This is a genomic window from Bacillus sp. SYZHCR11 (assembly GCF_057196865.1).
Genome location: NZ_JBXUND010000001.1, coordinates 697,885 through 711,747, shown reverse-complemented (window position 1 = coordinate 711,747; position 13,863 = coordinate 697,885). Strand labels below are relative to the sequence as shown.

The window sequence follows — 13,863 nt, the reverse complement described above, 5'->3', positions numbered from 1 at the left end:
TTAAGGAGGAGCAAACCAGCATGAAGTATAGAAGCGTTTTTGATATTATCGGCCCGGTCATGATCGGTCCGTCCAGTTCACATACCGCAGGCGCCGCCCGGATCGGCAGAGTGGCCAGAAGCTTATTCAGGCGGGAGCCCCGCCGGATCGTTGTGTCTTTTTACGGATCATTTGCAGAAACGTATAAGGGTCACGGCACTGATGTCGCGATTATCGGCGGCCTGCTTGATTTCGATACATTTGATGAACGGATTAAAACAGCGATTCAAATTGCGGAAGAGAAGGGCATATATGTAGAGTTCCGTACAGAGGATGCCGTGCCCGTTCATCCGAATACGGCGCGTATCGTCATTTCTGATGATGAGGGAGAGCTTGCCCTTACCGGTATTTCCATCGGCGGCGGAAAAATAGAAATCACGGAGCTTAACGGCTTTGAGCTGCGACTTTCCGGAAACCACCCGGCTATTTTAGTCGTTCACAATGATAAATTCGGTACGATTGCAGGCGTTGCCAATGTGCTTGCGAAATTCTCCATCAACGTCGGACATATGGAAGTGGCGCGTAAGGACGTCGGCCAGCTTGCGCTGATGACGATTGAGGTCGATCAGAATATTGAAGAAGAAGTGCTTGACGAGCTTTCGACACTTCCTAATATTATACAGGTTACTAAGATAGCTGACTAAAAAGTCAGGAGGAAAATGACATGTTTCGTAATGTAAAAGAATTAATAGAAATCACTCAAGAAAAACAAATTCCGATTTCGGAAGTGATGATCACCCAAGAGATGGAAGTGACGCAAAAAACACGGGAAGAAATCTTTCAAGGAATGGAGCGCAATCTCTCCGTCATGGAAGCAGCTGTTGAAAAAGGGCTGAAGGGCGTCACGAGTCAGACCGGTTTAACAGGCGGAGATGCCGTGAAACTTCAGGCATACATCCAATCGGGAAGAAGCCTGTCGGGCAATCTGATTTTAGACGCCGTTTCTAAAGCTGTGGCGACAAATGAAGTCAATGCGGCGATGGGAACGATCTGCGCTACACCGACCGCCGGCTCTGCCGGGGTTGTGCCGGGAACTTTATTCGCCGTAAAGCATAAGCTGAACCCTACGACAGAACAAATGATCCGTTTTCTGTTTACAGCCGGCGCGTTCGGTTTTGTCGTAGCAAATAATGCGAGTATTTCAGGAGCGGCAGGAGGCTGTCAGGCGGAAGTCGGGTCAGCATCAGGCATGGCAGCGGCCGCGATTGTGGAAATGGCGGGCGGAACGCCTCAGCAATCAGCGGAAGCAATGGCGATTACACTGAAAAATATGCTCGGTCTCGTATGTGACCCGGTCGCCGGATTGGTAGAAGTGCCGTGTGTCAAACGAAACGCAATGGGAGCATCCAACGCGATGATCGCGGCGGATATGGCGCTGGCCGGGATTACAAGCCGCATTCCTTGCGATGAGGTGATTGACGCGATGTACAAAATCGGCCAGACAATGCCGACAGCACTGCGTGAAACGGGACAAGGCGGTTTAGCTGCGACACCGACGGGAAGAGAATTAGAGAAAAAAATTTTCGGAGGAGCGCTGAAATCAAGTGACACACCATCAGCAAACTAGTATAGCGGAAATTAAGGGCATTGGGCCGGAAACAGAAAAAACATTGCACGAACTTGGTATCTATGACATTTCTGATCTTCTGAATTATTTCCCTTACCGTTATGACGACTATGAGCTGAGGGATTTAGAAGAAGTAAAACATGAAGAAAGAGTGACGGTAGAAGGGAAGGTTCATTCAGAACCTTCTCTTACCTATTACGGCAAAAAACGAAACAGGCTGACATTCAGGGTGCTTGTCGGAAATTATTTAATTACCGCGGTCTGCTTTAACCGTCCCTACTTAAAAAAGAAACTGACGTTAGGTTCTGTCGTCACGATATCCGGGAAATGGGATAAACACAGACAGACCGTTTCCGTGCAGGAATTAAAAAACGGTCCTCATCAAGAAGATAAAAGCATTGAGCCTGTTTATTCCGTTAAAGAAAACGTCACCGTAAAAATGATGAGACGGTTTATTAAGGAAGCGCTGCAGCATCATTTGGACAGTGCGGCCGATCCGCTTCCTGAAAAATTGAGAATCCGCTATAAGCTGCCTGATTACAAACATGCCCTGCAGACGATGCATCAGCCTGAAACGAGGGAATCGTTACAGCAGGCAAGACGACGGTTTGTTTATGAGGAATTCTTATTATTTCAGCTGAAAATGCAGGCGTTCCGTAAAGCGGAAAGGGAACAGTCAAAAGGCATCAGCCATGTGTTTCCTGCTGAAAAGCTCACCGCTTTCACAGACAGCCTGCCGTTTTCGCTCACGACCGCACAGACGCGCGTGCTTCGGGAAATTACCGCTGATATGACATCCCCTTACCGAATGAACCGTCTGCTGCAAGGTGATGTCGGTTCAGGGAAAACGGCCGTCGCCGCCATCGCTTTGTACGCTGCGATTCTGTCGGGGCATCAGGGGGCATTAATGGTGCCGACTGAAATTCTGGCCGAACAGCATGCAGATTCTCTCGTATCGTTGTTTGCAAATGAAGATGTAAATATCGCGCTTTTGACGAGTTCTGTAAAAGGAAAGCGGCGCAGGGAGCTTTTGGAGCGGCTTGCTCTCGGAGAGATTGATATTTTAGTAGGGACCCATGCTTTAATCCAGGATGAAGTGGAATTCAAAGCGCTGAGTCTTGTTATTACGGACGAGCAGCACCGGTTCGGGGTCGAACAGCGCAAAAAACTCAAGAATAAAGGTCAGGATCCGGATGTGCTGTTTATGACAGCCACCCCGATACCGAGAACGTTGGCCATTACCGTCTTCGGAGAAATGGATGTTTCCGTGATAGATGAAATGCCCGCGGGGCGAAAACAAATCGAAACGTATTGGGTGAAACACGACATGCTGGAGCGGATTTTGGCTTTTATAGAAAAAGAGCTGAAGCAGGGAAGGCAAGCCTATATTATCTGCCCGCTCATTGAAGAGTCGGATAAACTGGATGTACAGAATGCGATTGACGTATATAACATGCTGTCTGATGTTTACCGCGGTAAATGGAATGTCGGCCTGATGCACGGGAAGCTCCATTCTGATGAAAAAGATCAAGTGATGAGAGAATTCAGCGCCAATCAATGTCAGGTACTTGTGTCAACAACCGTCGTAGAAGTCGGGGTGAACGTGCCGAATGCGACGATTATGGTCATCTATGACGCCGACCGTTTCGGATTATCTCAGCTCCATCAGCTCCGCGGCCGGGTCGGGCGGGGAGACCACCAATCTTTCTGCATCTTGATGGCCGATCCGAAATCCGAAACCGGGAAGGAACGGATGAGAATCATGTCAGAGACAAACGACGGCTTCGAGCTGTCTGAAAAGGACCTTGAACTGCGCGGCCCCGGTGATTTCTTCGGAAAAAAACAGAGCGGTATGCCCGAGTTCAAGGTGGCGGATATGGTTCATGACTACAGAGCTTTGGAAACGGCCCGCCAGGATGCGGCCAATCTGGTGTCTTCAGAGGCTTTTTGGAAAGATGACGAATACCGCATGCTGCGCGGTCAATTACTTTCAAGCGGCGTCTTAGAAGGGGAGAAATTAAGCTGATTCTGTAAAATTCGGCGGCTTTCAAAAAACAATCATTGCATTCCAATCTATGAGATTATATACTACTATTAGTACCTAGTCTTAATTGTCCGGATGGTGTTTACAGATGAGAAGAAGCAAGAAAGAACGCCAAAAATTATTGCAGCAGACGATCAAATCGACACCCTTCATCACAGATGAAGAATTAGCGGGGAAATTCGGCGTCAGCATTCAGACGATCCGTTTAGACCGCTTAGAGCTCTCAATACCGGAGCTGAGGGAAAGAATTAAAAACGTGGCAGAACAAACGCTTGATGATGAAGTGAAATCATTGTCTTTAGACGAAGTGATCGGTGAAATCATTGATCTGGAGCTTGACGGCCAGGCCATTTCCATATTAGAAGTAAGACGCGAACATGTCTTCAGCCGCAATCAAATTGCGCGGGGGCATCATTTGTTTGCGCAGGCGAACTCACTCGCCGTAGCCGTCATTGATGATGAGCTGGCGCTGACCGCAAGCGCAAATATCCGCTTTACAAGACAGGTGAAAGAAGGCGAGCGCGTCGTTGCGAAAGCCAAAGTGACGGCAGTCGAAAAAGAAAAAGGCAGAACGGTAGTTGAAGTCAACAGCTATGTGGGAGAAGAAGTCGTGTTCTCCGGCAGCTTTGATATGTACCGTTCAAAACAATCATAAAGGTGGAGCATGCATGAGAATAGCTGTAGATGCAATGGGAGGCGACAACGCACCCAAAGCTGTTATTGACGGAGTAATGAAGAGTATTGAGGCATTTGACGATCTTCATATTACGCTGGTCGGTGACAAGACAACGATAGAATCACACTTGCCAACAACATCAGACCGCATCACTGTGTTGCACGCCGATGAAGTGATTGAACCGACGGATGAACCGGTCCGCGCCGTACGCAGAAAGAAAAACTCTTCTATGGTGCTGATGGCGCAGGAAGTGGCTGAAAACAGAGCGGACGCCTGTATCTCAGCGGGGAATACGGGCGCACTCATGACAGCGGGACTGTTTATCGTCGGCAGAATTAAAGGAATCGACCGGCCTGCGCTTGCGCCGACGCTTCCGACCGTTTCAGGCGACGGTTTCCTTCTTTTGGACGTGGGCGCCAATGTCGATGCCAAACCGGAGCATCTCGTCCAGTACGGAATTATGGGATCTGTATATGCCCGGCAGGTTCTCGGAATCAGCTCGCCCCGCGTCGGATTGTTAAATGTCGGCACGGAAGAAAAGAAAGGAAACGACCTGACAAAAAAGACGTTTGAATTATTAAAAGAAACAAACGTGAATTTTGTCGGAAACGTTGAGGCGAGAGACTTGCTCGAAGGCGCTGCTGACGTCATCGTCACAGACGGCTTTACGGGCAACGTCACGTTGAAAACATTGGAAGGTTCAGCGTTATCGATTTTCAAAATGCTGAAAGATACACTGACTTCAAGTTTTGTTTCTAAGCTCGCAGCGGGAGTGCTGAAGCCGAAGCTGATGGAAATGAAACTGAAAATGGACTATTCTGAGTACGGCGGGGCGAGTCTTTTCGGTTTGAAAGCGCCCGTCATTAAAGCGCACGGCTCTTCTGACGCACGCGCTGTTTACCATGCGCTGCGCCAGGCGAGAGAAATGGTCAGCCAAAACGTGGCCGCATTTATAGAAGAAGAAGTAAAAGAAGAAAAAACAGATGAGTAGTCTGGAGGTTACCGCATCATGAGTAAGATTGCATTTTTATTTCCCGGACAGGGATCACAATATATCGGTATGGGAAAAGACCTGTACGAACGCGAAGAAGCGTCAAAACGTATTTTTGATGAAGCGGATGAAACGCTTGAAACAAAGCTGAGCTCGCTCATTTTTGAAGGTGACGCCGAAGAATTGACCCTTACATACAATGCGCAGCCTGCGCTGTTGACAACGAGCATCGCCGTATTGGAAAAGTTTAAAGAATCCGGCATCACCCCTGATTTCACCGCCGGCCACAGCCTCGGAGAATATTCGGCGCTTGTTGCGGCGGGAGCGATGACATTTAAAGATGCCGTTTACACGGTAAGAAAACGGGGAGAATTCATGAATGAAGCCGTGCCGGCCGGAGAAGGCGCCATGGCCGCGATTCTCGGAATGGATGCGGAGTCCTTGAAAAAGGTGACGGATCAAGTGACGGAAAACGGTCATCTCGTACAGCTTGCAAATCTGAACTGCCCCGGCCAGATCGTCATTTCCGGAACGGCAAAAGGCGTGGAGCTGGCTTCAGAGGAAGCGAAAAACAACGGAGCGAAACGGGCGATCCCATTAGAAGTAAGCGGACCGTTCCATTCTGAATTAATGAAGCCGGCAGCGCAAAAACTCGAGGAGGTGCTCAGCGCCTGTGAGTTAAAAAATGCGGCTGTTCCCGTGATTTCAAACGTTTCGGCTGACGTTATGACGGAAAAAGACGATATCAAGAAAAAACTGATCGAACAGCTGTATTCGCCTGTTCGTTTTGAAGAAACCATTAACAAACTGATTGACGAAGGCGTCACGACGTTTGTTGAAATCGGGCCCGGAAAAGTGCTTTCAGGCCTTGTGAAAAAAGTGAACCGCCGCCTTAAAACAATCTCGGTTTCTGACCATGAAACCATCGAACTGGCGATTCAAACGCTGAAGGAGGAGAATCAGGATGCTTAATGAAAAAACAGCAGTGGTAACGGGAGCGTCCCGCGGAATCGGTCGGGCGATCGCGCTTGATCTTGCGAAAAACGGCTGTAATGTAGTAGTCAACTACTCCGGGAATGAAGCGAAAGCGAACGAAGTCGTAGATGAAATCAAATCTTTGGGCCGAAACGCGATCGCCGTAAAAGCCGATGTATCAAATTCCGAAGAAGTACAAAACATGATGAAAGAGGCTGTCGCTGCATTTTCTTCAATCGACATTCTCGTGAACAATGCGGGGATCACAAAAGACAATCTTCTGATGAGAATGAAAGAAAATGAATGGGATGATGTCATTAACATTAACTTAAAAGGTGTATTCAACTGCACGAAAGCCGTTACAAGACAGATGATGAAACAGCGCTCCGGCCGGATTATCAACGTATCATCAATTGTCGGCGTCAGCGGAAACCCCGGCCAGGCAAACTATGTGGCGGCAAAAGCCGGTGTAATCGGCTTAACGAAGTCATCAGCCAAAGAGCTTGCGAGCCGAAATATTACGGTCAATGCCATTGCTCCGGGCTTTATTTCCACGGATATGACGGACAAGCTTTCTAAAGAAGTCCAAGATGAAATGCTGAAGCAGATTCCGCTCGCGCGTTTCGGTGATCCTTCCGATATCAGCAGCGTTGTTACGTTCCTTGCTTCTGAAGGATCGCGTTATATGACGGGCCAAACCCTTCATATTGACGGCGGAATGGTGATGTAAAGATTTGTTTTTAAAATTTCATCCTAGTTTCTCTAGTTTTTTAAAAACGAATCCTCTATAATACTTGAGGGGAGGTGAATTGCTATGGCAGATACATTAGAGCGTGTAACGAAAATCATCGTAGACCGCCTTGGCGTTGATGAAGCTGACGTCAAACTTGAAGCTTCTTTCAAGGAAGACTTAGGTGCTGATTCCCTAGATGTAGTTGAGCTTGTTATGGAACTTGAAGACGAGTTTGATATGGAGATTTCTGACGAAGATGCTGAAAAGATTGCAACAGTCGGCGACGCTGTGAACTACATACAAAACCAGCAATAAGCTGATGCTAAAAGTCCCGCCTGACAGCGGGGCTTTAGCCCTTTAATCGTTCGGTTACCGGCGTCTGACGCTGTACGCGCTGCTGATTCCGTTTACGGCGGGGAGCGCGGTGAACCTGATGTGCCTATGGAGGTTACTATGTCAAAACACTCACATTTTAAAGATAAAAAAAAGTTCTATAAAAAAATAGAGCAATTTAAAGAGTTCCAAGAACGGATTTCGGTTCATTTTCAAAACGAGAAACTTTTGTATCAAGCATTTACACATTCATCTTATGTGAATGAGCATCGGAAAAAGCCGTATGAAGACAACGAAAGGCTTGAATTTTTAGGTGACGCTGTTTTGGAACTGACGATCTCCCAATTCTTATTTGCCAAATATCCGGCCATGAGTGAAGGAGATTTGACGAAGCTGAGAGCCGCTATCGTATGCGAGCCGTCACTCGTCTCACTTGCCCACGAATTATCATTCGGCGATCTTGTTCTCTTGGGAAAAGGAGAAGAAATGACGGGCGGCAGAAAGCGTCCTGCGCTTTTAGCGGATGTGTTTGAAGCGTTTATCGGCGCACTGTATCTGGATCAGGGCCTTGAGCCGGTTCAGCAATTCCTGAAAGAGTACGTGTTCCCTAAAATAAACGATGGTGCTTTTTCTCATGTGATGGATTTCAAAAGCCAGCTTCAAGAATTTGTACAGCGGGACGGAAAAGGATCGCTTGAGTACAAAATTCTCAATGAAAAAGGGCCTGCCCACAACCGGGAATTCGAGGCGCTCGTCTCTCTTAAAGGTGAGGCGCTCGGTATCGGGAACGGACGTTCCAAAAAAGAAGCCGAGCAGCATGCGGCACAGGAAGCTCTTGCAAAATTGCAAAAACATCATACGAAACAATAAAATCCCCCTGTATCCCTAGGGGGATTTCAGTATGTCTGCGCCTGATATAAGCGGGTGATTATGATAATATTGAGATACTTATACGATAAGGAGGATCTGGGATGTTCCTCAAACGTTTAGACGTTATAGGATTTAAATCATTTGCAGAACGGATATCCGTTGACTTTGTAAAAGGCGTCACGGCCGTTGTCGGTCCGAACGGCAGCGGAAAGAGCAACATTACCGAAGCCATCCGCTGGGTGCTCGGCGAACAATCAGCCCGCTCGCTTCGGGGCGGAAAAATGGAAGATATCATTTTTGCGGGAAGTGATTCGCGCAAGCGGCTGAACCTTGCCGAAGTCACGTTAACGCTTGATAATGAAGATCATTTTCTCCCGATCGATTATCACGAAGTCAGCGTGACGAGGCGGGTGTACCGTTCCGGAGAAAGTGAATTTCTCATCAACAATCAGCAGTGCCGCCTGAAAGACATCATTGACTTATTTATGGACTCCGGGCTCGGAAAAGAAGCATTCTCCATTATCAGCCAGGGGAAAGTCGAAGAGATTCTCAGCAGCAAAGCGGAAGACCGCCGCAGTATTTTTGAAGAAGCGGCCGGCGTGCTGAAATATAAAACACGAAAGAAAAAAGCGGAAAACAAACTGTTTGAGACGCAGGATAACTTAAACAGGGTGGAAGATATTCTCCACGAGCTTGAAGATCAGGTCGAACCGCTGAAAATCCAGGCATCAATCGCCAAAGACTACTTAGAAAAAAAGAAAGAGCTTGAGCATGTCGAAATCGCCCTTACCGCCTTTGACATCGAACAACTGCATAGCAGATGGTCGGGTTTAAAAGAAAAGGTGCAGACGGCAAAACAAGAAGAATTGGCGGAATCATCAGCTCTGTCCGCAAAAGAAGCGATGATAGAAGAGACGAGAGATAAAATCCACGCGCTTGATGAATCCGTCAACGAACTGCAGCAGGTGCTGCTCGTGACAAGTGAAGAGCTGGAAAAGCTGGAAGGCCGGAAAGAAGTGCTGAAAGAGCGCAAAAAAAACGCCGCGCAAAACCGGGAACAGCTAGAGGAATCCGTTACACATTACACGAACAAAGAAGCCGAACTGAAAGCGGACATTGAAAAACAGTCTGCCGTCTATGATAAACTTCGTGCGGAAGTGAAGCGGTTAAACGCCCAGGTGAAAGAAAAGCAGCAGGCTCTCAGTCTGCATAATGAAAATGTAGAAGAGAAAATCGAACAATTAAAAAGCGATTACTTTGAATTGTTAAACAGCCAGGCGTCGATTCGCAACGAGCTGCAGCTTTTAGATGATCAGATGTCCCAATCTGCGGTCCAGCAGGCGAGACTGACCGCAAACAATGAAAAATACCTTGAAGAACGTAACGATATTGCAGTCCGCAAAGCGGCGTGCGAAGAGGAATTGGCCGCCGTTGAAGAGGATATTCACAATCAGGTCGTCCGCTTTCGCGAAGTCCAGACAGCATATGAACAGAAAAAACGCCAGTATGAAAAGAAAGAATCAGCGCTGTATCAGGCATATCAATTCGTCCAGCAGGCCAGATCCAAAAAAGATATGCTTGAAACGATGCAAGGCGATTTTTCAGGATTTTACCAAGGCGTAAAAGAAGTGCTGAAGCAGAAAGAGCAGCTCGGCGGCATCCGCGGCGCCGTTCTCGAACTGATTGCGACCGAACAAAAATATGAAACGGCGATTGAGATTGCACTCGGCGCAGCGGCGCAGCACGTTGTCACAGACGATGAGCAGGCGGCGCGGAAAGCGATTCAATATTTAAAACAGAATTCCTTCGGCCGCGCGACGTTCCTGCCGCTTACAGTTATGAAACCGCGCCAGCTTCAAACCCGTGATGAACAGACGGCTTCAAAGCATCCGTCTTTCCTCGGCACAGCGAGCGGGCTTGTCACATATGATGCGGCGTATCGGAATGTCATTCAAAACCTTCTCGGCACCGTGCTGATCACTGAAGATTTAAAAGGCGCGAATGAACTGGCCAAGCTTCTCGGGCACCGCTACCGCATCGTCACGCTTGAGGGCGATGTCGTCAATCCAGGCGGATCAATGACAGGCGGCGCGGTCAAAAAGAAAAACAATTCTCTGCTCGGCAGAAGCCGCGAGCTTGAGACGGTGACTGCGCGGCTTGCCGAAATGGAAGAAAAAACAGCTCTGCTCGAAAAAGAGGTCAAAGCGCTGAAGCAGGCCATTCAAGAGCTTGAACATACGCTGAGCGGCCTCCGTGAAGACGGTGAGGCTTTCAGAACAAAGCAGCAGGATGTAAAAGGCAGGCTGTATGAACTCGAAGTTGCTGAAAAGAACATCAATACCCATTTGGAGCTTTACGATCAGGAGAAAGCATCACTGACGGAAAGCAGCCGGGAAAAAGAGACGCGCAAATCAGCTCTGGAAGAACAGCTGAGTGAGGCATCCGGCCAGCTGAAAGAGCTTGAGGAAGAGATGGAAAGGCTGACAAAACAAAAGCAGACCCTATCCTCAACAAAAGAAACGCTCTCTCATGAACTGACGGAATGTAAAGTGGCCGCTGCGAAAAAAGAACAGGCGTGCTCGAGTGAGGAAGACAACCTCAAAAGGCTGAAAAAAGAGCTTGAAGAAACGCAGCTCGCTCTGAAAGAAACACGGGAAGATTTAAGCCTCCTGACCTCAGAGATGACGTCCAGCACAAGCGGAGAGGAGCAGCTTGAAGAAGCAGCCCATCATAAGCTTCACGATAAAACGAGAACGATCGAATTGATCGCCAGCCGGCGCGACCAGCGTGTGAAGCTCCAGCGGGCGCTTGATACGAACGAGCTTGAGCTGAAAGAGATGAAGCGTCTGTACAAGCAAAAAACGGACATTCTGAAAGATGAAGAGGTAAAACTCGGCCGGATGGAAGTTGAGCTTGATAATCTCTTGCAGTATTTACGCGAGGAGTACAGCTTATCCTTTGAAGGGGCAAAAGAACAATATCAGCTTGAACTCGAGCCTGAAGAGGCGAGAAAACGGGTCAAACTGATCAAGCTTTCAATTGAAGAGCTCGGAACGGTCAATCTCGGCAGCATCGATGAGTTTGAAAGGGTAAACGAACGGTATCAGTTTTTAACAGAGCAGAAAAATGACCTGACGGAAGCGAAAAACACACTGTTTCAAGTCATTGAAGAAATGGATTCTGAAATGACGAAGCGATTCCATGAAACGTTTATCCAGATCCGTTCTCAATTCAACGACGTGTTCCGTTCTTTATTCGGAGGAGGACGGGCTGAACTGAAGCTGACTGATCCGAATGATCTTCTTAATTCCGGGGTGGACATTATCGCGCAGCCTCCGGGCAAAAAACTGCAAAACTTAAATCTTTTGTCAGGGGGAGAACGGGCGCTGACTGCCATTGCCCTTTTATTCTCTATTCTGAAAGTAAGGCCCGTGCCGTTCTGCGTCCTTGATGAAGTGGAAGCTGCGCTTGATGAAGCCAATGTATTCAGGTTTGCGCAATATTTAAAAAAATACAGCGGCGACAGCCAGTTTATCGTCATCACCCACAGAAAAGGCACCATGGAAGAAGCGGATGTCCTCTACGGTGTTACGATGCAGGAATCCGGCGTTTCCCGAATGGTTTCGGTCAAACTGGAAGAAACAAAAGAATTCGTTCAGTAACGAGGAAAGAGGTTGAAAGATGAGCTTTTTTAAAAAATTAAAAGAGAAAATCACGAAACAGACAGATTCCGTCTCTGAAAAATTTAAAGATGGTCTTGAAAAAACAAGAAATTCCTTCTCAAATAAAGTGAACGAACTCGTCTCCCGCTACCGGAAAGTCGACGAGGATTTCTTCGAGGAGCTTGAGGAAGTGCTGATTGGCGCTGACGTAGGTTTTACAACCGTCATGGAGCTGATTGATGAGCTCAAAAAAGAAGTGAAGCTGAAAAACATTCAGGATCCTCAGGAAGTGCAGTCCGTCATTTCTGAAAAGCTTGTCGACATTTATAACAGCGGCGACGAACAGATTTCTGAATTAAATATTCAGGACGGGCGCCTGAACGTTATTCTGCTTGTCGGGGTAAACGGCGTCGGAAAAACGACAACGATCGGAAAACTTGCCCATAAGCTGAAGAATGAAGGCAAATCCGTTGTGCTCGCTGCCGGAGACACCTTCAGAGCCGGGGCGATTGAACAGCTTGAAGTGTGGGGGGAGCGTACAGGTGTGCCTGTCATTAAGCAGGCTGCCGGAAGCGACCCTGCGGCGGTTATTTATGATGCCGTACACGCGGCTAAAGCAAGAGGAGCGGATGTGCTGATTTGTGATACGGCCGGCCGCCTTCAGAATAAAGTTAACTTAATGAAAGAGCTTGAAAAGGTCAAACGCGTCATCGAACGCGAAGTGCCTGAGGCCCCGCATGAGGTTCTCCTTGCGCTGGACGCGACGACAGGCCAGAATGCGATGGCGCAGGCGAAAGAATTCTCCAAAGCGACGAATGTGACGGGTATCGCATTAACGAAGCTTGACGGCACCGCAAAAGGCGGTATCGTCCTGGCGATCCGCAATGAGCTTCACATCCCTGTGAAACTGGTCGGCCTCGGAGAAAAGGTTGACGATCTCCAGCGGTTTGATGCAGAATCTTACGTATACGGTCTCTTTTCGGATTTAGTTGAAAAAGCCGAGGATTAATGAATAAAAAACGAGTATAAAATGGACGGTTTTATACTCGTTTTTTTATACGCATTGATAGATCGGAATGGAGGGGGCAGTTGTTGGACAAATGGCTGAAAGCTGAATTGGAAAGTAAGATCGGCGCGATAAACCATATGTCGCTGCTGGATGAACAGGGAGGCACTTCAACCGTTCGAAAAATAGTGACCGGCCAAGACGCATTTTTGCTGAAAAGTTCTTTTCAACAGAAGTATCGGGAATGGTTAATGAGAGAAGCCTTCGTTTTACAACAACTGACGGAAACTCGTCGTCTGCCTGTTCCTATTTACTATGGGATGATACAGGAACAGCATGCCAGCCATATCATCATGTCATTTGAGGATGGAATCACCCTGACTTCGGCTTTAAGAAAAGCCAAAGGGGATACTGAAAAGAAAAAGCTGATCAAAAGTTTCGGCCAGTTTCTGCAGCGGCTGCATGAAACCGAAATGGTCTCTGGTTTACAGCCGGAAACAGACTGGCTCGATCTGCAAATCAAACGAGCCGGGGAATATGTCAAAAAAGGACAAGCTGAAGGAAGTGCAGAGCTTTTGAAGGAATTGGACAGGTACAGGCCTGTTCCTGTTCAGCAGACAATGATTCACGGTGACTGCACGACTGATAATGTGCTGGTGAGAGACGGAGAGGTCTATCTGTTTATCGATGCTGCGGGAATATCGGCGGGAGATCCGCGTTATGATGAATCATTAGCGATCAGTCGTTTTGTCACAAATGAATCATGTCTCAATGCTTTTTACGAAGGCTATTGCCGCTATCGTGTATCAAAACAAGAATTCGAGTATTTTAACGACGGTCTGTATGAATTTTTTTGAAAACACTTATTATGTAAAAAGGGCATCCTGCTTTGACAAGATAAAAACTTGACACACGCTCTGAAACCATGTAAACTAAGTTTTTGTAAAGGGATTTGACTTAACAAAGG

General features: G+C 47.6%; 12 protein-coding genes. All 12 read left to right on the top strand.

Translation table 11 applies throughout. The features are described from left to right. Positions 1-20 precede the first annotated feature (20 nt). Positions 21-683, top strand: a complete 663-nt coding sequence (gene sdaAB, locus AC2CGA_RS03085; RefSeq protein ID WP_003154325.1) for an L-serine ammonia-lyase, iron-sulfur-dependent subunit beta — start codon at positions 21-23, stop codon at positions 681-683. A gap of 20 nt (positions 684-703) precedes the next feature. Beyond that, the gene (gene sdaAA / locus AC2CGA_RS03080) at positions 704-1,606 is read left to right on the top strand and encodes an L-serine ammonia-lyase, iron-sulfur-dependent, subunit alpha (RefSeq protein WP_003154324.1); all 903 of its coding nucleotides are present in this window, start codon (positions 704-706) and stop codon (positions 1,604-1,606) included. After that, positions 1,584-3,632, top strand: a complete 2,049-nt coding sequence (gene recG / locus AC2CGA_RS03075; RefSeq protein WP_014304995.1) for an ATP-dependent DNA helicase RecG — start codon at positions 1,584-1,586, stop codon at positions 3,630-3,632. The genes sdaAA and recG overlap by 23 nt, the downstream gene beginning before the upstream one ends. A 106-nt stretch (positions 3,633-3,738) precedes the next feature. Beyond that, complete coding sequence (gene fapR / locus AC2CGA_RS03070) at positions 3,739-4,305, top strand: transcription factor FapR (protein WP_003154320.1); 567 nt, start codon at positions 3,739-3,741, stop codon at positions 4,303-4,305. 13 nt (positions 4,306-4,318) lie between these two features. Then, a complete protein-coding gene (gene plsX, locus AC2CGA_RS03065) occupies positions 4,319-5,317 on the top strand; it encodes a phosphate acyltransferase PlsX (RefSeq protein WP_003154319.1) in 999 nt (332 codons plus the stop codon). Between the two features lie 18 nt (positions 5,318-5,335). After that, on the top strand, positions 5,336-6,289 hold the full coding sequence (gene fabD, locus AC2CGA_RS03060) for an ACP S-malonyltransferase (protein WP_003154316.1): 954 nt from the start codon (positions 5,336-5,338) through the stop codon (positions 6,287-6,289). Further along, positions 6,282-7,022 (top strand): 3-oxoacyl-[acyl-carrier-protein] reductase, encoded by a 741-nt coding sequence (gene fabG / locus AC2CGA_RS03055; RefSeq protein WP_003154312.1) that lies wholly within the window; start codon positions 6,282-6,284, stop codon positions 7,020-7,022. The genes fabD and fabG overlap by 8 nt, the downstream gene beginning before the upstream one ends. Before the next feature lie 84 nt (positions 7,023-7,106). Beyond that, positions 7,107-7,340 (top strand): acyl carrier protein, encoded by a 234-nt coding sequence (acpP, locus tag AC2CGA_RS03050; RefSeq protein ID WP_003154310.1) that lies wholly within the window; start codon positions 7,107-7,109, stop codon positions 7,338-7,340. A gap of 138 nt (positions 7,341-7,478) precedes the next feature. Continuing rightward, on the top strand, positions 7,479-8,228 hold the full coding sequence (gene rncS / locus AC2CGA_RS03045; RefSeq protein ID WP_003154303.1) for a ribonuclease III: 750 nt from the start codon (positions 7,479-7,481) through the stop codon (positions 8,226-8,228). A gap of 101 nt (positions 8,229-8,329) precedes the next feature. Further along, complete coding sequence (gene smc, locus AC2CGA_RS03040; protein ID WP_014304996.1) at positions 8,330-11,890, top strand: chromosome segregation protein SMC; 3,561 nt, start codon at positions 8,330-8,332, stop codon at positions 11,888-11,890. 19 nt (positions 11,891-11,909) lie between these two features. Further along, positions 11,910-12,899, top strand: coding sequence for a signal recognition particle-docking protein FtsY (ftsY, locus tag AC2CGA_RS03035; RefSeq protein WP_003154301.1), 990 nt, complete (start codon positions 11,910-11,912; stop codon positions 12,897-12,899). Positions 12,900-12,982: 83 nt separating this feature from the next. Further along, the gene (locus tag AC2CGA_RS03030) at positions 12,983-13,753 is read left to right on the top strand and encodes a phosphotransferase family protein (protein ID WP_025851293.1); all 771 of its coding nucleotides are present in this window, start codon (positions 12,983-12,985) and stop codon (positions 13,751-13,753) included. The last annotated feature ends 110 nt before the right edge of the window (positions 13,754-13,863 follow it).

Excerpts from the sequence above, each read along its gene's own strand:
- rncS (WP_003154303.1), top strand. The coding sequence starts at position 7,479 with ATGTCAAAACACTCACATTTTAAAGATAAAAAAAAGTTCTATAAAAAA.
- fapR (WP_003154320.1), top strand. The coding sequence starts at position 3,739 with ATGAGAAGAAGCAAGAAAGAACGCCAAAAATTATTGCAGCAGACGATC.
- smc (WP_014304996.1), top strand. The coding sequence starts at position 8,330 with ATGTTCCTCAAACGTTTAGACGTTATAGGATTTAAATCATTTGCAGAA.
- fabG (WP_003154312.1), top strand. The coding sequence starts at position 6,282 with ATGCTTAATGAAAAAACAGCAGTGGTAACGGGAGCGTCCCGCGGAATC.
- fabD (WP_003154316.1), top strand. The coding sequence starts at position 5,336 with ATGAGTAAGATTGCATTTTTATTTCCCGGACAGGGATCACAATATATC.
- sdaAA (WP_003154324.1), top strand. The coding sequence starts at position 704 with ATGTTTCGTAATGTAAAAGAATTAATAGAAATCACTCAAGAAAAACAA.
- sdaAB (WP_003154325.1), top strand. The coding sequence starts at position 21 with ATGAAGTATAGAAGCGTTTTTGATATTATCGGCCCGGTCATGATCGGT.
- plsX (WP_003154319.1), top strand. The coding sequence starts at position 4,319 with ATGAGAATAGCTGTAGATGCAATGGGAGGCGACAACGCACCCAAAGCT.
- ftsY (WP_003154301.1), top strand. The coding sequence starts at position 11,910 with ATGAGCTTTTTTAAAAAATTAAAAGAGAAAATCACGAAACAGACAGAT.
- acpP (WP_003154310.1), top strand. The coding sequence starts at position 7,107 with ATGGCAGATACATTAGAGCGTGTAACGAAAATCATCGTAGACCGCCTT.